The organism is Extensimonas vulgaris (assembly GCF_003337425.1).
GTDB lineage: Bacteria > Pseudomonadota > Gammaproteobacteria > Burkholderiales > Burkholderiaceae_C > Extensimonas > Extensimonas vulgaris.
Window position 1 is genome coordinate 169,642 of sequence record NZ_QPJU01000006.1, and the last position, 19,494, is coordinate 189,135.

Sequence of the window (19,494 nt, forward strand, 5' to 3'; positions counted from 1 at the left end):
TTTTTGAGAGTTCGTCCGGCTTTTTCAGGACAAAACCTGCAGCACCAGCCACATGTTGGCCGCGCTGATGAGGCCAAACAGGCTCCAGGCCAGCAGGCGCCGCCACGGGCCGCTCGCGAATTCGCCCATCAGCGCGCGGTCGCTCGTGAAGCGGATCAGCGGCCACATCGCAAAAGGCAGCTGAAAGCTCAGCACCACCTGGCTCAGCACCAGCATCTGCCCCACCCCGGCGTCGCCGAGCCAGCGCACGCCCAGGTACGCCGGCACCAGCGCCAGCAAACGCGTGATCAGGCGCCGCTGCCAGCACGGAATCTTGAGGTGCAAAAAGCCCTCCATGATGACCTGTCCGGCCACCGTTCCGGTGAAGGTGGAGCTCTGCCCGGCCGCGAGCAGCGCCAGGCCGAAGAGCAGCGCCGCGAGCGTGCCGCCCACGATGGGTTCGAGCAGGCGGTAGGCATCGGCAATGTCGGCCACGTCGTGGTGGCCGCTGCGGTGAAAGGTGCTTGCCGCGAGCGTCAGGATGGCCGCGTTGACGAGCAGCGCGAGCGACAGCGAAACCAGGGTGTCCAGGCTCGCAAAGCGCACGGCGTCGCGCCGGCCTGCCGCCGTGGGCGCGTAGCGGCGCGTCTGCACGACGGACGAGTGCAGGTACAGGTTGTGCGGCATCACGGTGGCGCCGACGATGCCAATCGCCAGGTACAGCGCGCCGGGCTCCTGCAGGCGCTGCAGGCTGGGCACAAAGCCCGCCCACACGCCTGCAGGTCCGCCCCACTGCGGCGGCGCGAGCGCGAGTTCAAGCGCAAAGCACACCGCGATCGTCGCCACCAGGCCGAGCACGATGGCCTCCACGCGCCGAAACCCCGCGCCCTGCAGGCCGAGCACCAACACCGTGTCGAGTGCCGTCACGAGAATGCCCGTGGGCAAGGACAGGCCGAACAACAGGTGCAGCGCCAGCGCACTGCCCAGCACCTCAGCCAGGTCGCAGGCGATGATGGCGAGCTCGGCGCCCAGCCACAGCAGCGCGCCCACGCTGCGTGGGTAACGGTCGCGGCACAGCTGCGCAAGGTCTTTCTGCGTCACGAGCCCGAGGCGCACGCACAAGGTCTGCAGCACCATCGCCGCAAGGCTGGACAGCAGCACCACGAACAGCAGCCCGTAGCCAAAGCGTGAGCCCGCCTCGATGTCGGTGGCCCAGTTGCCCGGGTCCATGTAGCCTACCGACACGAGCAGCCCCGGCCCGGCGTAGCGCAGCAGCTTTTGCGCGAGCGGCAGGTCGGGCGCAACGGCGATGCTGCCCTTGACCTCGGAGGGGCAAAACGGTGCGGTGGCAGTGCGCGGGAGCTGAAACATTGCCAAAGTATAAGAAGCCCGCACCTTGTAAAGACTGGGATCAAAGCTATAGGGCTGATAGCTTGTTGCCATCCAGCCGGCCACACTGGAAAATGGCGCTACTCTCTACTTACGCAAACAAGGATGCAGCAGAGTGTTTTGCCATGGGGCGAGCGCCTTGCCTGAGCCCGATTTGCATAAGTCGTGTCACTATTCCTGCACAGTTCCACCCTTGCGAGTCCTTGCGATGAAAAACGTCTTGCACTTCGTTGCGCGCGATTTTGCGTGCACTTCCCGCGGCGCACGCCTTGGCTGGCACGGGCTGCACTGGCTTTGTGCCCTGTTCGTACTTGTGGCGCTGTGGCTGCCGTCGCCCGGCCATGCGCAGGGCGCTGCGCCTACGCCGGTGCGTATCGGTGTCATCGGGCCGTTCACGGGGCCGTCGTCCGATTTTGGCGTGCCCATGCTCAATGGCATCCGTCTCGCGGTCGAAGAGATCAACGCCGTGGGCGGCTACCTCGGGCGGCCATTGGAGCTGGTCGTCAAGGACGACACGGCAGACCCCGCGCGTGGCCGTAAGCTCGCGCAGGAGCTTTTGAGCGAAAAAGTCCCGCTCGTCATCGGCTTTTGCAACACCGGCGTGGCGCTGCGCTCGATCGACCTGTTTCAAAACAACAAGACGCCGCTCATCGTGCCCTGCGCCACCGGAACGGCGATCGCAGGCACCTATCCGCCGCGCGAGAGCTACATCTTCCACATGCAGGCGCCTGACGCACTGCAGGCGCCGTTCATGGTCGACGACATCGTCAAGCGCGGCTGGACCAAGGTCGCCATCTTTGCCGACACCACAGGGTACGGCGAGGGCGGCTTGAAGGATGTGACCGCTGCGCTGGCTGCCAAAGGGCTCAAACCCGTGTACGTGGCGCGCTTTCCGACCGGCGTGAAAAGCCTCACCGCCGAACTCGAGGCCGCGCGCGCGGCAGGCGCCAACGTGGTTTTCACCTACACGGTGGGACCGGAAAACGCGGTGGTGGCGAACGGCAAAAAAGCGCTGGGCTGGAAGGTGCCGCAAGTCGGGCCTTGGACATTGTCTTTCCCTTATTTTCTTGATGGCGCCAAGGACGCGGCCGAAGGCACCCTGCTGGTGCAAACCTTCATCGCCGAGCCGAGCAACGAACGCCGCGCGGCTTTTCTTGCAAACTACACCCGCAAATACGGAAAGCTGGCCGTCCCCATGGCTGCTGCAAATGGCTATGACGCCACTTATCTTGCGATGTACGCCCTGCTGAGCATCCGCGACGGGCAACTGAGCGGCCCAGCCATCAAGGAGGCGCTGGAAGGCAAGCTCAAGACCTACTATGGCGTGGTCGCCACCTATGAGAAGCCGTTCACGCCCGACGACAAGGTCGCCTTCACGCGCAGCATGCTCGTGATCGCCACGGTGAAAAACGGCGCCATCACCTTCGCCTATCCCGAGGACTACAAGCGCAACCTGTTCGTGCAGCGCAAGTAAGCGGTATCGCGCGCTTACCCCTGGCGCCTCACCTTCGCTGCCCGTGCTGTCCATCCTGCGCATCACCTTCCCTTTTTTTGCGCTCGTGCTGTGCGGCTTTATGGCCACGCGGCGTGGGCTGCTGCCGCTCGCGGCGATCCCCGGGCTCAACGCCTTCGTGCTGTTTTTTGCGCTGCCGTGCATGCTGTACCGCTTTGGCGCGCGCACGCCCATCGGGCAGCTGCTGGACCCGGTCGCGGGCGGCGTGTACCTGCTGTGTGCGCTGCCGCTGGTAGCGGGCGCGGTGTGGGGGCTGCGCGCGCTGCACAGCAGCTGGAACGACGCTGCCTTCGGCGCGCTCGTGGCGGCCATGCCGAACTCGGGCTTCATGGGGGTGCCGCTGCTCGTGGCCCTGCTGGGCGCGCAGGCGGCCGGGCCGGTGATCTTGAGCATGCTGGTGGATATGGTGTGCACCACCTCGTTGTGCATTGCGCTGTCGCGCCTGGGCGCGCACGGCACGCACGGCGCCGCCGTGGCGCTGCGCCAGGCCTTGCGCGGCATGGCGGCGAACCCCATGCCCTGGGCGATCGCGCTCGGCGCGCTGGCCTCGGCGCTGCAGTGGCAGCTGCCGCAGCCGCTGGAGCAGACCGTGGCCATGCTGGCCGACGCCGCGTCGCCCGTGGCCTTGTTCAGCATAGGTGCGGTGCTGGCGCGCGCGCAAATCCATCCGCACGAGCATGTGCGTCCGCTCTCCTATGTGCCGCTGGCCCTGGCCAAGTTGTTCGTGCACCCGCTGCTGGTCTGGATCGTGGGCCACGTGGCGCAGGCCTTGGGCGCGCCGCTCACGCCACAGACGCTGCTCGCGCTGGTGCTCGTCGCGGCGCTGCCGAGCGCAAGCAATGTGTCGTTGCTCGCCGAGCGCTTCGGCGCACACACGGGGCGCGTGGCGCATGTGATCCTGGTTTCGACGGCGCTGGCCTTCCTGAGCTTTTCCGCCGCCGTGGCCTGGCTAGTGCAGCGTTCGACGCTATCTGCAACATAAAACCGCGTCTTTTCGGCCTGAGCCGCGTTGCAAATCCTCGCGATACCGCCCGGTATCGCTGCGGTTTGCGCCTTGCCCAGACCAAAAATCCATCGGTTTTATTGGTCGCATCAAGCATCAAACACTGCACTAGCGCCCTGATGCGCATGGCTGCTTTGCTATTTCTTTAGAAGCTATGAGCGCTTGCTGCACCAGCGCAAAAGGCCAAAAAGACTATAAAAAATGGTGGTTCATGAGGCGGTGCCGCGCGCCTGTGCAGGCGCTGGATCGAAGGCCGCCGGATTGCCGTAGGGCTTGCGGCCCGCGCCATGACGGGGCGAAATTGCGAGTCAAATTCCTACTGGACTTACGCAAACAAGGATGCAGCAAAGTGCTTTGCCATTGGGGCGTGCGCCTTGCCTGACCCCGATTTGCGTAAGTCGTGTCCTATTTTCGGCGGGGTGGAGATGGGGCACAGGGAGGATGCCGGGAAGTGCGCCCGGCAGCGCACCTACTTTTCTTGTCTCGCCAAGAAAAGTAGGCAAAAGAAGGCGACCCTGCTGTCTGCGTCCCTGCCCGCCTTGCGGCGGTCAGGGCAACCTGCGGTGCTCGCGCCCGGCGGGGGCGCGCGAAACTCGCTGCGCTCAAACATCGCGCGCCCTTGATCCGCCGGGCGCTGCGCTCCTCGGCGCAGCCAGAAAGGGCGGGGATACCAAACGGGCCGTCGCTGCGCTCGGCCTTTTGCAAGGCACACGTCATTGCGGCGTGTGCAGGCGCTGGATCGAAGGCTGCCGGATTGCCGTGGGGCTTGCGGCCCGCGCCATGACGGGGGAACGATCATCCCGCGTCCTCATGTAATTTTCAGATCGCGAGCGGATCGACGTCGATCAGCCAGCGGATCAGCCCCTTGTGCGCGGGGTCGGCGCGCGTGGCGTGCAAGAGCGGCTGCCACGCCGCCAGAAAGCGCTGCAGTGCGGTGCGGTGCTGGCTCTCGAGCAGCATTTGCGCGCGCTCCACGTTGGCCACGCGCTGGATCGCGAGCGGCACGGGCGGGTAGAGCGTGACCTGGGCGAGCTCGGGCAGCGCCTGCGCGGCTTCGCTTGCGGCGCGCAAAAAGCCTTGCGCGACGTCCTGCGTGCGCGCGTCGGCGCGCACCAGCGCCTGGAAGCTGAACGGCGGCAGACCTGCGGCGGCGCGCTCTTGCAATTGCTGCGCGGCAAAGGCCGGGTAGTCGTGGCGCTTGAGCGCCTCGAACACGGGGTGGCGCGGGTGGCTGGTCTGCACCCACATCTCGCACGGCGTGCCCTGCACGGCCATGTAGGCGGCGTCGCGCCCGGCGCGGCCCGCGGCCTGCATGAGCAGCGCAAACAGGCGCTCGGGCGCGCGAAAGTCGCTCGAAAACAGCGCGCCGTCGGGCTGCACCGCGGCCACGAGCGTGATGCGGCGAAAGTCGTGCCCCTTGGCGATCATCTGCGTGCCCACGAGCACGTCGACCTCGCCCGCGTGCACTTGTGCCAGCTGGCTTTGCAGCGCGCCCTTGGCGCGCGTGCTGTCGGCGTCGATGCGCACGATGCGCGCGGGCGTGCCGTCGGGGCGCAGCACGGGCGCGAGCAGCTCGGCCAGCTGCTCTTCGAGCTGCTCGGTGCCGCGGCCTATGGGCACGATGTCCAGGCTGCCGCAGGCCGGGCAGGCGCGCGGCACGCGCTGCGTCAAGCCGCAGTGGTGGCAGCGCAGCGTGCGGTCGAGCTTGTGGAACACCTGGTGCGCGCTGCAGTGCGGGCAGTCGCTTTTCCAGTCGCAGTCGGCGCAGTGCAGCACCGGGGCGTAGCCGCGCCGGTTGAGCAGGAGCATGCTCTGCTCGCCGCGCGCCACGCGCTCGGCGATGGCCGCGAGCAGCGGCGGCGAGAGCACGCTGCGCCGCGGCTGCTGGTTCATGTCCACGCGGCGCACGCGCGGCAGCGCGCCCGCGCCGATGCGGCTGGGCATGTGCAGGCGCAGGTAGCGCCCGCCCGCGGGGTCTTCGGGCGTCGCTGGGAGGCTTGCGTGCCAGCTCTCGAGCGAGGGCGTGGCCGAGCCCAGGATCACCTTCGCGCCCTGCGTGCGTCCGCGCCACAGGGCCAGGTCACGCGCCGAATAGCGCGCGCCCTCTTGCTGTTTGTAGCTCGGGTCGTGCTCCTCATCGACGACGATCAGGCGCAGGCCCGGCAGGCTCGCGAACACGGCCATGCGCGTGCCCAGCACGATGCGCGCGCGGCCCGCGTGCGCCGCGAGCCAGCTCGCGAGGCGCTGCGCGTGCGTCATGCCGCTGTGCAGCGCCACCACCGCCGCGGCGCCAAAGCGCGGCGCGAAGCGCGCGCGAAAGCGCTCTTCGAGCTGCGGCGTGAGGTTGATCTCGGGCACCATCACCAGCGCCTGCGCGTCGGGCGCCGCCGCGAGCGCCTCTTGTACGCAGCGCAGATAGACTTCGGTCTTGCCGCTGCCCGTGCTGCCGAACAGCAAGAAAGGCCCGGGTTCAGAGGCAATTTGGGCTCTGGCGCTTTCCTGCTCTGCGCTAAGCACTACGTTTTCGATAGTTTCTGCAGCCACCTCGGGCGCGGGCGTGCTGCGCCGCAGGCGGCGCGCGATCTGCTCGGCGCTGAGCGTGCGCAGCTGCGGCGGCAGCGCCGCAAGCGCCACTTCGCCCAGGCTGCGCTGGTAGTAGCGCGCCGTGAAAGCCACGAGCCGGCGCCAGTGCGCATCGAGCGGCGCCAGCCCCTCGAGCACGCCCGCGACCGCGCGAATCTCCACCCCTGCCGCGGGGGGCGGCGCGGCGCCGTCCCACACCACGCCCAGCACCTCGCGCGCGCCCAGCGGCACGCGCACCAGCGTGCCTGGCGGCAGTGGCTCGGGGCTCGCGTAGCTCAGCAGATCGCCCAGGCCGCTGTGCACCGGGGCGTGCACGGCGACGGGGACGAGGTGGGATGCGTCAGACATGAATCACTGAGGAAAAAATAGCGCCACGGGCTTGATTTTTCTGGGCTTTTTGGGCTTATCTGCAATTTCTGTGGATAACTTTGTTGAAAACCTGCGCAGACGGGGCGCCAGGCCGCATGGCTGCGTGGGCTGGCTGGGGTGCACGCAAATTCAGCAAAAGGAAAAGTCCTTGTGAATCAAGCATCTTCCGCTTGAGAAGCGGTTTTACTGAGACGTGCCGGCAAGCCGGTGCCTTGTTGCGTTGCATCAAAAAAATTGTGCACAAGTCGAACTTTCTGCGCCTGTCAAGGCCTGATTTTGGGCATTTTTGTGCTAACTGCACTTGCGCATTGGGTCTTTTTTCTCTGCTTTGGTGTGCAAGTGCTTGATTCGTGCGGGATTTTTGCGGTGTTCCACAATTTCTGTGGATAACTTTGTGGACAGGCTTTGTAAATGCCTTGCAAAGCCTTGTCGCGCCGTGTTCTGCGCACTTTGCCCAGGAAACGCGCAGGGACTTGATTTCTATAAAAATCAATGGGTTAGAAAAAATTTCCAAGCCGGTGGCGGCAGCCGCGGCTTGCACCGCAGGGGGGCCGGTATCGCGTTCAGGGTGTCGCAAGCTGTGAAAAAGTCTGGGCCTGGCGTTGCGTGCGCGAATAGCTGTGCACGGCCTCGACCAGCACCGCCACATGCTCGGGCGGTGTGAACTGGCTGATGCCGTGGCCCAGGTTGAAGATGTGCGTGGGGCCGCACGTGCTGCGCTCGCAGTGCGGCGGGCCAAAGCTCGCGAGCGCCTGCTGCACCTGCTGCTCGATCTGCGCGGGCGGGGCAAACAGCACGTTCGGGTCCAGATTGCCCTGCAGCGCCTTGCCGGGCCCGCCCACCGCGCCGCCGACCAGCGCGCGCGCCTTGCCCAGGTGCGCCGTCCAGTCCAGCCCCAGCACCTCGCAGTCGAGCGCGCGCATGTCTTCGAGCCACTGCGTGCCGCCCTTGGTGAAGACGATGCGCGGCACGTCCTGGCCGTCGGCGCCCGTGCGCTGCAGCTGCGCGAGCACGCGCGCCGTGTAGGCCAGGCTGAACTGCTGGAAGGCGCCATCGGCGAGCACGCCGCCCCAGCTGTCGAACACCATCACGGCCTGCGCGCCCGCGTCGATCTGCGCGTTCAGGTACGCCGCGACGGCGTCCGCGTTCACCGCGAGGATGCGGTGCATGAGGTCGGGGCGGCTGTAGAGCAGGGTCTTGACGAGCCGGTAGTCGCTGCTGCCCTTGCCCTCGACCATGTAGCACGCGAGCGTCCAGGGGCTGCCCGAAAAGCCGATCAGCGGCACGCGCCCTTGCAGCGCGCGGCGGATGCTGGTGACGGCGTCGAACACGTAGCGCAGCTTGTCGAGGTCGGGCACGGCGAGCCGGGCCACGTCGGCTTCGTCGCGCACGGCCTGCGCAAAGCGCGGGCCTTCGCCTTCAGCGAACGACAGGCCCAGGCCCATGGCGTCGGGCACGGTGAGGATGTCGCTGAACAAGATCGCGGCGTCGAGCGCAAAGCGCTCGAGCGGCTGCAGCGTGACTTCGGTGGCGTAATCCACGTTTGTCGCCAGGCCCATGAAGCTGCCCGCCTTGGCGCGCGTGGCCTTGTATTCGGGCAGGTAGCGGCCTGCCTGGCGCATCAGCCAAACGGGGGTGTAGTCGGTGGCCTGGCGGCGGCAGGCGCGCAGAAAACAGTCGTTGCGCAGCGGCGCGAACGCACTGGAGTGGGGGGGAGAAACCGGGGCAGTCATGCGGGCGATTGTCGCAGGCCGGGCGGCGCCACTTCCGCGGCTCCGCCTTCTACGCGGCCTGCGGCGTACACCGCGCGAGCAGCATCGCGTCGCCGTAGCTGAAAAAGCGGTAGCGCTGCGTGATCGCGTGGCGGTACAGCGCCATGGTGTGCGCCCAGCCCGCAAAGGCGCTCACGAGCATCATCAGCGTGCTCTTGGGCAGGTGGAAGTTGGTCACGAGCAAGTCCACCACCTGGAACGCAAAGCCCGGCGTGATGAAGATGTCGGTCTCGCCGCGCGTGTGCCCCGAGCGCGCCCAGGATTCGAGCGTGCGCACCGTGGTCGTGCCCACGGCGACCACGCGCCCGCCGCGCGCACGGCAGCGCGCAAGCGCCTCGAGCGTGGCGGCGGGGATGTCGTACCACTCGCTGTGCATGCGGTGCTCGGCCAGGTTCTCGGTCTTGACGGGCTGGAAGGTGCCCGCGCCCACGTGCAGCGTGACGTTTGCACGCTCCACGCCGCGCGCGGCCAGCGCGGCGAGCACGCCCGCGTCGAAATGCAGCGCCGCCGTGGGCGCGGCCACGGCGCCGGGCTGGCGCGCAAACACGGTCTGGTAGCGCTCGGCGTCCTGCGCCTCCTGGGCGGCCTGCGCGGCATCGGCCGACTGCTGCGCGCGCGCTATGTAAGGTGGCAGCGGCATGTGGCCGTAGCGCTCCATGAGCGCGTAGGGTGTTGCATCGGGCGCGTCTGCCGGGCCGTGCAGCGCGAGGCGAAACAGCGGCCCGTCGGCGTCGGGCCAGCGCCCGAGCAGCGTGGCCGTGAAGCCGCCGCGCTGCGGCCCGCCTGCGAGCAGCAGCGTGCTGCCCACGCGCGGCTTTTTGCTGACCTTCATGTGCGCGACGACCTCGTTGCCCGCGAGCACGCGCTCGATCAGCAGCTCCAGCTTGCCGCCGCTGGCTTTCTCGCCAAACAGGCGCGCCTTGAGCACGCGCGTGTCGTTGAACACGAGCAGGTCGCCCGGCTGCAGCAGCGCCGGCAGGTCACGAAAGACGCGATCCACGGGCTGCGCGCCGCGCCCGTCGAGCAGGCGCGCGGCGCTGCGCTCGGCCGCAGGGTGCTGCGCGATCAGCTCGGGCGGCAGCGCGAAGTCGAAGTCTTGCAGCGTGAAGTGGCGCGGCGCGCCGGGGTCGGTGGGGGCGGGAAAAGGCATGGCAAGAGGGGCTGGACAGGCCCGCAGTGAAGGAAAGGGCGCGAGTATGGCAAAGCCGGAAACGGTGTTGCAAGTTTGGCGGCAGTTGAAATATCCGTCATTGCGAGCCCCGCAGGGGCGCGGCAATCCAGTTCTGTCCAGTGCGGCGCGCGCAGGCGCTGTTGCCAAGGCCCCATGGATTGCCGCGGGCCTTCGGCCCTCGCAATGACGGAGCGGAGAATCATGCACACCGCGTGGCGCTGGCCGAGCCGATCTGGACTTACGCAAACAAGGATGCAGCGAGGTGTTTTGTCATGGGATGCGTGCCTTGCCTGACCTCGATTTGCGTAAGTCGTGCCGATTACTGCGCTTGCACCGCCTGCACCACCACCTGCGGCAGCAGGCGCTGCACGTCGGCCACCTGGGCGAGCGCGGTGCCGGGTGCGAGCAGCGTCGCGGCGCCGGCGGCCATACCCCAGCGCAGCGCTTCGGGTGGCGGCTCGCCTTGCTCGAGTGCCCACAAAATCGCCGCCAGAAAACAGTCGCCCGCACCCGTGGTGCCGGTGGTCGTGGGCACGGGCAGCGCGGGGGCCTGCCAGACGCCGTCGCGGCACGCGATCAGCCCGCCTTGCGCGCCCAGCGACAGCGCCACGAGCTCGGCCTGGCCACTGCGCACCAGGTTTTGCGTGGCGGCCTGCCAGGCGGGCGCGTCGGGCAGTGCCTCGCCGGTCAATTCGCGCAGCTCGCGCAAACTGGGCTTGACCAGCGTCACACCGACCTGCAGCGCCGCAGCGAGCGCCGGGCCCGAGCTGTCGAGCGCAAAGCGGGCGCCCTTGCGCTGTGCGATGCGCGCCGCCTGCGCGTAAAAATCGTCGGGCACGCCGGGCGGCAGGCTGCCGCTTGCGACGAGCCAGCGTGGCGCGCTCGGCAAGGATGCGAGCTGCGCCAGCATGGCTTGCCATTCGGCGGCGGCGAGCAGGGGGCCGGGCAGCACGAAGCGAAATTCCTGGCCAGAGGCGGTTTCGATCACCGAAAAATCTTCGCGCGTGTCGCCCGCGATGGGCAGGCACAGCGCAGGCACGCCGTCTTCTTCCAGCAGCTGTTGCACCTTGACTCCGGCGGGCCCGCCTATGAGTGTCCAGGCCGCCACGTCCGCGCCCAGGCGGTGCAGCAGCCGCGCCACGTTGATGCCGCCGCCGCCCGCATAGCGCGTGACGGGGCCGCAGCGCAGCTTGTGCGTGGGCAGCACGCGCTCGGCGGTGGTGGACAAGTCCAGGGCGGGGTTCGGGGTCAGCGTGAGGATCGCGGGCATGGGCGGCAGCAAAGTCAGAGGTGCTTCGGCACGCCAGCGCGCGTCACCACGGCTGGCTTCGTGTGCTGCACCGCAGATAACCGCACAAAATGAAATCGATGGATTCGCGCTCAGGGCAAGGCGCAAACCGCAGTGATAGCCGAAGCTATCGCGAGGATTTGTAACGCCGCCCTGAGTGCGAAGGCGCGATTTCATGTGCGGCTATCTGCGGTGCAGCACACGGACTAGCCCGACCAGAGCTCGTTCAGGTCGGGAAAGTGCCATTTTGCCGGGTCTTCGCGGGCCACGATTTTCTCGGAGCAGCCGGGGGCGGACAGGTCGATCACCTCGGGCGGAATGCGCAAGTCCGACTTGGTCGAGAAAAACACCTTCACGCAGGGCATGAGCAGCGACTTGCCGCTTTGCTGCGTGACCACGCCGATGCGCCCCGACGCCAGGCGCACGAGCGAGCCCACGGGGTAGATGCCTATGCTTTTGACGAAAGCCTGAAAGAGCTTGGCGTCGAAGTGGTCGCGCGTCCACTCGGCCATGCGGCGCAGCGACTCGGACGGGTCCCAGCCGTTTTTGTAGGGGCGGTTCGAGGTGATGGCGTCATAGACGTCGCAGATCGCGGCCATTTTGGCGATCAGCGAGATCTGTTCGCCTGCGAGCTTGTCGGGATAGCCCGAGCCGTCGATTTTTTCGTGGTGGTGCAGCACGGCGTCGAGCACGGCTTCGTGCAGGTCGCCCTTGCGGCGCAGCAGCGCCCAGCCGCGCGCGGGATGCTTGCGCATGAGCGCAAACTCCTCGTCGGTGAGCTTGCCGGGCTTGTTGAGCACTGACAGCGGGATGAAGGCCTTGCCCAGGTCGTGCAGCAGCCCGGCCATGCCGGCGATCTGCGTCTGCTCCTCGTCGAGCCCGATCTGGCGCGCCAGCGCCACCATGAGCCCGCTCACGGCCACCGAGTGCATGTAGGTGTAGTCGTCCGCCGTCTTGAGCCGCGCCAGGCTGATGAGCGCGCTGGGGTTGCGCGTCATCGAGTCGGAAATCTGCTCGACGATGGCGCGTGCGGTGGCTGCGTCAGCCGCCTTGCCCATGCGTGCTTCGCGGAACATGTCCACCATGGCCTGCTTGGACGCCTGGCAGATCGACGCCGCGGCTTGCAGTTCGGCTTCCATCGAAGTCGGAGCGAGTGCGCGGGCCGGGGCGGGCGGCGCAGCAGTGAACGCTGGCAGTTCGTCGAGCTGGCCGAAATCGGTGTCGATTTGCGCGTCGGCCTGCTCGCGCGTGGTCGCGGGGGTGCCGGCCGGCACGTCCAGGCCTTTGTCGGTATCTATCCAGACTTCGTGGATCGAGGTGGCGCGGATGCGGTCGAGGTCTTTGGGGTCTTTGAGCAGGAATTGCGCGCGCCAGAATGGGTGCTCCATCCAGGAGCCGCAAAACTCGTGCAGGTACATGCCCAGGGTCAGGCTTTGAACGGGGATGCGTTTGAGCATGGAGGAAAATTCTGTGCGAAGGCTGCGTTCGGACGCTGGTGCAGGAATATGCACCCATGTGGTGCGCAATTGTAAAAGGCGGTAACTCGGATCGGCCCCGCATCGGCCGCAGGGGGCATGATAGGCTTTGCGCTGCATTTTCCTGCTTCTCACCATGCCCGCTTCCTCGAACGCCGCCGCTGATGTGCGCACCGCCGCCATGCAGGAAGCGCCGGGCGCCGCGCCAGACAAGCCGGCCAAGGACGCGCGCAAAGCCCCGCCGAGCGGCCCGCAAAAAGCCCTGCGCAAGCTCGGCCTGGTGCGCGACATCGACCTGGCGCTGCACCTGCCGCTGCGCTACGAGGACGAAACGCGCATCACGCCGCTCGCGCAGGCGCGCGACGGGCAGGTGGTGCAGATCGAGGCCACGGTCACGGCCAGCGAGGTGCAGCTGCGCCCGCGCCGCCAGCTGCTCGTCACGGTGGAGGACGGCACGGGCAGCTGCGTGCTGCGCTTTTTCAGCTTCTACCCATCGCAGCAAAAGGCGCTGGCCGTGGGCGCGCGCCTGCGCATCCGCGGTGAGGTGCGCGGCGGCTTTTGGGGGCGGCAGATGCTGCATCCGGCGTTTCGCCCCGCAGGGGGCGAACTGCCTGCCGCGCTCACACCCGTCTATCCGAGCACCGCGGGCCTGCCCCAGCCGTATCTGCGCCGCGCCGTGCTGACGGCGCTCTCGCGTGCCGACCTGTCCGAGACTTTGCCTGCGGGCGTCGCGCCGCCCGGCACCGGGTTTTTGGATCAAAATGGCCAAAAGTCTTTGTGTAGTCTGCGTGAGGTGCTCTTTTTTTTGCACAAGCCAGAACCCGACGTCGCGCTTTCCACGCTCGAAGACCGCAGCCACCCGGCGTGGCAGCGCCTCAAGGCCGAGGAGCTGCTCGCGCAGCAGCTGTCGCAGTGGCAGGCGCGGCGCGAGCGCGCGCGGCGGCGTGCCCCGCAGCTGCGCGCGCCAGCCGGGGAGCTGCCCGAGCAATTGCTTGCGGCGTTGCCGTTCGAGCTCACCGCAGCGCAGCGCCGCGTGAGCGCGGAGATCGCGCACGACCTCGCGCGCGTGCAACCCATGCACCGCCTGCTGCAGGGCGACGTGGGCTCGGGCAAGACGGTGGTCGCGGCGCTCGCCGCGGCCACGGCCATTGCCGCGGGCTGGCAGTGCGCGCTCATGGCGCCGACCGAAATCCTCGCCGAGCAGCACTTTGCCAAACTGGTCGATTGGCTCGCGCCGCTGCTCGCACCGCGCGGCCAGTGCGTGGCCTGGCTCACGGGCAGCCAGAAGAAAAAAGCGCGCGCCGAAATGCTCGCGCTGATCGCCTCGGGCCAGGCCGCGCTGGTCGTGGGCACGCACGCGGTGATCCAAGCGCAGGTGCGCTTTGCGCGCCTGGGCCTGGCCATCATCGACGAGCAGCACCGCTTCGGCGTCGCGCAGCGGCTCGCGCTGCGCCAGAAGCTGTCGGCAGCGGCACCGGAATCTTGTCAGACTGTGGGCGGCGCAAGCGAGAATGCGCCGCAGCCGACGATGCCAGAGGCTGACAGATTTTTGGAGCCGCACCTTTTGATGATGAGCGCCACGCCCATCCCACGCACGCTGGCCATGAGCTACTACGCCGACCTGGACGTCTCGACCATCGACGAGCTGCCGCCGGGCCGCACGCCCGTGGTCACCAAACTGGTGGCCGAACAGCGCCGCAGCGAGGTCATAGAGCGCATCCGCGCCCAGCTCGCGCAGGGGCGGCAGGTGTATTGGGTCTGCCCGCTGATCGAGGAAAGCGAGGCGCTCGACCTGAGGAATGCGACGGCGACGCACGCCGAACTCAGCGCGGCCCTGCCCGGCGTGCGCGTGGGCCTGCTGCACGCGCGCATGCCCAGCGCCGAGAAAAAAGCCGTCATGGCGCAGTTCAGCGCGGGGCAGATGGCCGTGCTCGTGAGCACCACGGTGATCGAAGTGGGCGTGGACGTGCCCAACGCGAGCCTGATGGTGATCGAGCACGCCGAGCGCTTCGGCCTGAGCCAGCTGCACCAGCTGCGCGGGCGCGTGGGGCGCGGCAGCGCGGCCTCGGCCTGCGTGCTGCTCTACGCCACGGGCGAGAGCGGGCGCCTGGGCGAGACGGCGCGCGCGCGCCTCAAGGCCATGCTGGAAACCAGCGACGGCTTCGAGATCGCGCGGCGCGACCTGGCCATCCGCGGCCCCGGCGAATTTCTGGGCGCGCGCCAGTCGGGCGAAGCCATGCTGCGCTTTGCCGACCTGGCCACCGACCAGGCTTTACTCGAATGGGCGCGCGCCCTCGCGCCGCAAATGCTCGACCAACACCCCGAATTGGCCGCCCGCCACGTGGCGCGCTGGCTCGGCGGCAAGGCGGAGTATTTGAAAGCCTGAAATTGCACGGGCTGCGCACGGGGCGGCGTCTATCATCGGGCAGAGACAGGCACCACCAGCGACCGCGCACGCAGCGCGATACCAGCCCATGGCCCTCTTTCCCCAAGGTTTGACCCAGATCGACAAGCGCTGCGCGAATGCGGGCGAGCGCGCCGTGCTGCACCAGCTCAAGCGCTGCCTGTCCGACGACTACCTGGTCTGGCACGACGTGCCCATAGGGCCGAAGGCGCGCCAGCCCGACTTCGTGGTTTTCAGCCCGCGGCGCGGCTTGCTGATTCTGGAGGTCAAGCACTGGGCCTGGGGTTCGCTGCGCGCCTACAACCGGGACAGCGTGGAACTGGCCACGGCGCGCGGCCTCGTCACCGTGGCGCACCCCTTGCTGCAGGCGCGCGGCTATGCGCTGGAGCTCAACGAAGTGCTGGAGCGCGACCCCGCGCTGATCCAGGACGCGCCGCCGTTTCGCGGCAAGTCGCGCGTGCCCTATGGCTGGGGCTGCGTGCTGTCGAACGTGCGGCGCAAACAGGTCGAGGGCACGGACTTTGCCGAGGTGTTCCCGGACTTCAAAACCCTGCTGCGCGACGACCTTTCCGAAGAGCTCGATCCTTACGAATTCGAAAAACGCCTGTGGGGCATGTACGCGGGCTGGACGCCGCAGGCGCTGACGCTGCCGCAGCGCGACCGCGTGCGCTGGCACCTGTTTCCGGAAGTGCGCGTGCAGCAGGCCTCCTTGTTCGAGGCGCAGGAGCAAACCGCCCCCACGCTCGCGCTGCCCGACCTGATGCAGGTGATGGACCTGCAGCAGGAACAGGTCGCGCGCACGCTGGGCGAAGGGCACCGCGTGATCCACGGCCCGGCGGGTTCGGGCAAGACCATGATCCTGATCTTCCGTGCGCAGCAGCTGGCGGCTGCGGCAGCGTCCGAGCGGCCGATCCTGGTGCTGTGCTTCAACCGCATCCTGGCCCAGCGCATCGAGGGCAGCCTGCGCCAGCGCGGCGTCGATGAACGCGTGCAGGTGCGCACCTTCCACGGCTGGTGCCAGGACATGGTGCGCACCTACCAGCTCGACGTGCCGCAGCATCTGGCGGGTGATGCCTACTTTGCCGCGCTGGCCGAAACGGTGGAGCGTGCCGTGGCGCGCGGCCTGGTGCCGGGCGGGCAATACCTGGCGTTGCTGATCGATGAGGCGCACGACTTCGAGGACGCCTGGCTGCGCGTGGCCGCGCGCATGGTCGATCCGGCGACGAACGCGCTGCTGGTGCTGTACGACGACGCGCAATCCATTTACCAAAAAAAGCGCCGCAGGTTCAACTTCGCCAGCGTGGGCATTCAGGCCCAGGGGCGCACCAGCATCCTCAAGCTCAACTACCGCAACACCGCCGAAGTGTTGGCCCTGGCCATGCACTGCGCCCAAGGCTTGCTGGCCGACCGGCCCGCCACCGACGACCAGATGCAGGCCGTGCAGCCGTCCAGCGCAGGCCGGCGCGGCCCGCTGCCGGTATTGCTGCAGGCCCCCAATGTGCGCGCAGAGGCCGAACTGGTGGCAGAGCGCATCGCCCAGGCCCTGGCCGACGGGCGTGCGCCCGACGAGGTCGCCGTGCTGTTTCGCACCCGCCAGCGCATGGTGCTGGTCGCCGCGGCACTGCAGCGCCGTGGCATCGCCGTGCAGTCCATGGCGACGCCGGGCTTTCGCGCCTTCGTGTGGAAGCGCCCCAGCGTCAGGCTGATGACGCTGCACAGCTCCAAGGGTCTGGAGTTTCCGCTCGTGGTGATTGCGGGGCTCGACGCCCTGCCCTGGAAGGGCGAGCCCCTGGACGAGGAGCTGCGCCTGCTGTACGTCGGCATGACGCGCGCCACGCACGAGCTCGTGCTGTCAGCGGCCGGCACCTCGCCCATGGTGCAGCGGGTGCACAATTCGCTCGAAGCCGTGGCGCTGCAGTTTGCAGAGCAAGAAGCGCATGTTTGACGGGCGCAAGAAGCCAATTTTCCTATCTGTACCATTCGCCCATGACCCTCACCGAGCTCAAATACATCGTCGCGCTCGCGCGCGCCAAGCACTTCGGCCACGCTGCAGAGGCCTGCCATGTCTCGCAGCCCACGCTGTCGGTGGCGATCAAAAAGCTCGAGGACGAGCTCGACGTCAAGCTCTTCGAGCGCACGGCCGGCGAGGTGGCCGTCACGCCGCTGGGCGAAGAAATCGTGCGCCAGGCGCAAGTCGTGCTCGAGCAGGCCGCAGCGATCAAAGAAATCGCGCGGCGCGGCAAAGACCCGCTCGCAGGCGTGCTGCACCTGGGCGTGATCTACACCATAGGCCCCTATCTGCTGCCAGAACTGGTGCGCCGCAGCATGGAGCGCACGCCGCAAATGCCGCTGCTGCTGCAGGAAAACTTCACGCTCAAGCTGCTCGACATGCTGCGCACGGGCGAGATCGACTGCGCGATCCTCGCCGAGCCCTTTCCCGACACCAACCTGGCGATCGCGCCGCTGTACGACGAGCCCTTCATGGCCGCCGTCCCGGCCCAGCATCCGCTGGCCCAGCGCAAGAGCGTGTCGGCCACCGAACTGCGCGACGAAACCATGCTGCTGCTCGGCGCAGGCCATTGCTTTCGCGACCAGGTACTCGAGGTCTGCCCCGAATTTGCGCGCTTTTCCACCAACGCCGAGGGCATTCGCCGCACCTTCGAAGGCTCGTCGCTCGAAACCATCAAGCACATGGTGGCCGAGGGCATGGGCGTGACGCTGGTGCCGCAGCTCGCGGTGCCGCGCACTGCGCTGCCCGGCAACGCGCGCCGGCGCAAAACCGACGACGCCCTGGTGCGCTACCTGCCGTTGCACGCCGACGACAAAGGCCCGCCGCCCTCGCGCCGCGTGGTGCTGGCCTGGCGGCGCAGCTTCACGCGCTACGAGGCCATCGCCGCGCTGCGCAACGCCATCTATGCGTGCGAGCTGCCGGGCGTGACGCGGCTGACCTGAGCCACGTACCGCGCAAGTACCACGCAAGTACCACGCCCAGCCGTTTTCACGCGCCCGAGACGATCTCGTGCGTGAGGTTGTCCACGACCACGGGCGTGTGCAGGTAGGTGAGTTGCGGCTCGCTGCCGTATTTTTCGCGCACGAAGGCGCGCCAGGCGTCGTCGTACACCGCCTGCGCTGCTTCGCGGCTTTGCCACAGGTACACGCCGCCGGCCGTGCGGCCGTCCTCCGAGAGCACGTAATACTTGCGCAGCAGGCCGGGCAGGTTTTGATAGCGCGGCGCGGTGCTCAGAAAAATCTTCTGCGCCTCTGCCAGCGTGATGGGCTGGGGCAGGGCGAAGGTGACGATGGCGGTGATCATGAAGGTCTCCTCGATGCTTCGTTAAGGATAGCTGCTAACGCTGGATGGTATTGCCTGAAGTGCCGATTTGGTATTGAAAATTAGGCCAACCGCGCGACGCGCTCTTGCCAGCGCGCGAGCAATTCGGGGTTCTTGGTGTAGAGCGCCGGCGCGCCGCGCAGGATGCGGCGCACGTTTTCGGCAACCGCCGTGCGCAGCGACTCCATGACTTCGCGGCCCTGGCCGATGATGTGCGGCGTCAGGATCACGTGGTCGCTGCCGACGAAGGCGCGCAGCGGGCTGTCGGGCGGCAGCGGCTCGTGCACGAAAGTGTCGAGCGCAGCGCCGGCGATGCGGCGCTCCTGCAGCGCGCGCACCAGCGCCGCCTCGTCGATGGCTGCACCGCGCGAGGTGTTGACGAGGTACGCCGTAGTCTTCATGAGGCCGAGCTCGCGCGCACCGATCAGCCCTTGAGTCTCGGCCGTCAGGGTGACGTGCAGGCTCACGAAGTCGGCGCGCTGCAGCAACTCCTCGAGCGTGACCCGCGTGGTGCCCGCCGGGGCCTGATCCTGCGCCACGTAGGGGTCGAAATACAGCAGCTGCGCCTCCCAGCCGCGCAGGCGCTCGACCACGCCGCGCGCGATGCGGCCCATGCCCACGAGCCCTATGGTGCTGCCGCGCACGCTGCGCGAAAAGAGCTCGCGCGGGCGCGGCGCATTCTCGGCCAGCAGACGCTGCTTGTAGGGCAGCTGCATGGCCAGCGCCGCGATCAGCATCACGGTGGCCTCGGCCATGCCCAGGTAGTTTTCGGGCGTGGCGCCGTGGGCCACCAGAATGCCCAGTTCCGTGGCGGCGGCGACGTCGATGTTCTCGACCCCGATCGCCGGCGCCACCACCGCGCGCAGCCGCGCCAGTGCCTGCAGCATGGGCCGATCGACACGCAAGCCCGGCGTTGCCACGAGGATGTCTGCGCGCTGCAGCAGCGGCATCAGCGCTGCCGTATCGACATGCGGCGGCACTTCGTCCGCTGCCGGGCCACGCACGATCTCGTAACCCTGGCCCGCAAGCGCCTCGGCCATCGTGTCGCCTATCCAATCACCGGGAATGAAAATCACAGGGGGATTCATGCTGCACTCCTGTTCGGCGGCACGGCTGCGCCGCAAAATGCACGCCCGCTCGCATTCGAATGAGGCCAAGGCGATGCCGTGCTCCGCAGCCATGCGCCACCATCTGCAGCACGCGCGGACGAAGCTTTT

The 19,494-nt window shown here is 67.8% G+C and carries 13 protein-coding genes; 5 read left to right on the plus strand and 8 right to left on the minus strand.

Going from position 1 to position 19,494, the window contains the following annotated elements:
• Positions 1-24: 24 nt before the first annotated feature.
• Positions 25-1,350, minus strand: coding sequence for an Nramp family divalent metal transporter (locus DFR45_RS10055; RefSeq protein ID WP_114483597.1), 1,326 nt, complete (start codon positions 1,348-1,350; stop codon positions 25-27).
• Between the two features lie 226 nt (positions 1,351-1,576).
• On the opposite strand from DFR45_RS10055, the gene DFR45_RS10060 reads away from it, so the two are divergent.
• The gene (locus tag DFR45_RS10060) at positions 1,577-2,842 is read left to right on the plus strand and encodes an ABC transporter substrate-binding protein (protein WP_114483598.1); all 1,266 of its coding nucleotides are present in this window, start codon (positions 1,577-1,579) and stop codon (positions 2,840-2,842) included.
• A 43-nt stretch (positions 2,843-2,885) separates the two neighbouring features.
• Entirely contained in the window at positions 2,886-3,863 is a 978-nt protein-coding gene (locus DFR45_RS10065) for an AEC family transporter (protein WP_114483599.1), read from the plus strand.
• 840 nt (positions 3,864-4,703) lie between these two features.
• Here DFR45_RS10065 and priA read toward each other — a convergent pair.
• From priA to DFR45_RS10090, 5 genes are all read right to left on the minus strand, one after another.
• On the minus strand, positions 4,704-6,815 hold the full coding sequence (gene priA / locus DFR45_RS10070) for a replication restart helicase PriA (RefSeq protein WP_114483600.1): 2,112 nt from the start codon (positions 6,813-6,815) through the stop codon (positions 4,704-4,706).
• A 584-nt stretch (positions 6,816-7,399) separates the two neighbouring features.
• The gene (hemE, locus tag DFR45_RS10075) at positions 7,400-8,569 is read right to left on the minus strand and encodes a uroporphyrinogen decarboxylase (protein ID WP_114483601.1); all 1,170 of its coding nucleotides are present in this window, start codon (positions 8,567-8,569) and stop codon (positions 7,400-7,402) included.
• A 49-nt stretch (positions 8,570-8,618) separates the two neighbouring features.
• Positions 8,619-9,758 (minus strand): tRNA preQ1(34) S-adenosylmethionine ribosyltransferase-isomerase QueA, encoded by a 1,140-nt coding sequence (gene queA / locus DFR45_RS10080; protein ID WP_114483602.1) that lies wholly within the window; start codon positions 9,756-9,758, stop codon positions 8,619-8,621.
• 340 nt (positions 9,759-10,098) lie between these two features.
• Complete coding sequence (locus tag DFR45_RS10085; RefSeq protein WP_114483603.1) at positions 10,099-11,049, minus strand: 1-phosphofructokinase family hexose kinase; 951 nt, start codon at positions 11,047-11,049, stop codon at positions 10,099-10,101.
• Between the two features lie 224 nt (positions 11,050-11,273).
• Entirely contained in the window at positions 11,274-12,524 is a 1,251-nt protein-coding gene (locus tag DFR45_RS10090) for a cyclic di-GMP phosphodiesterase (protein ID WP_114483604.1), read from the minus strand.
• A gap of 199 nt (positions 12,525-12,723) precedes the next feature.
• Here DFR45_RS10090 and recG point away from each other — a divergent pair, with 199 nt between their 5' ends.
• The 3 genes from recG to DFR45_RS10105 all read left to right on the plus strand — a co-directional run bounded on the left by recG (position 12,724) and on the right by DFR45_RS10105 (position 17,898).
• Positions 12,724-14,928, plus strand: coding sequence for an ATP-dependent DNA helicase RecG (gene recG / locus DFR45_RS10095; protein WP_114483646.1), 2,205 nt, complete (start codon positions 12,724-12,726; stop codon positions 14,926-14,928).
• Between the two features lie 88 nt (positions 14,929-15,016).
• On the plus strand, positions 15,017-16,891 hold the full coding sequence (locus DFR45_RS10100; protein ID WP_114483605.1) for a DEAD/DEAH box helicase: 1,875 nt from the start codon (positions 15,017-15,019) through the stop codon (positions 16,889-16,891).
• Positions 16,892-16,932: 41 nt separating this feature from the next.
• Positions 16,933-17,898, plus strand: a complete 966-nt coding sequence (locus tag DFR45_RS10105; RefSeq protein ID WP_114483606.1) for a LysR substrate-binding domain-containing protein — start codon at positions 16,933-16,935, stop codon at positions 17,896-17,898.
• A gap of 46 nt (positions 17,899-17,944) precedes the next feature.
• Here the strand turns inward: DFR45_RS10105 and DFR45_RS10110 are convergent, their stop codons facing one another.
• Both DFR45_RS10110 and DFR45_RS10115 read right to left on the minus strand, forming a co-directional pair.
• A complete protein-coding gene (locus DFR45_RS10110) occupies positions 17,945-18,259 on the minus strand; it encodes a YdhR family protein (RefSeq protein ID WP_114483607.1) in 315 nt (104 codons plus the stop codon).
• A gap of 80 nt (positions 18,260-18,339) precedes the next feature.
• Complete coding sequence (locus DFR45_RS10115) at positions 18,340-19,365, minus strand: NAD(P)-dependent oxidoreductase (protein ID WP_158636979.1); 1,026 nt, start codon at positions 19,363-19,365, stop codon at positions 18,340-18,342.
• Positions 19,366-19,494: the final 129 nt, after the last annotated feature.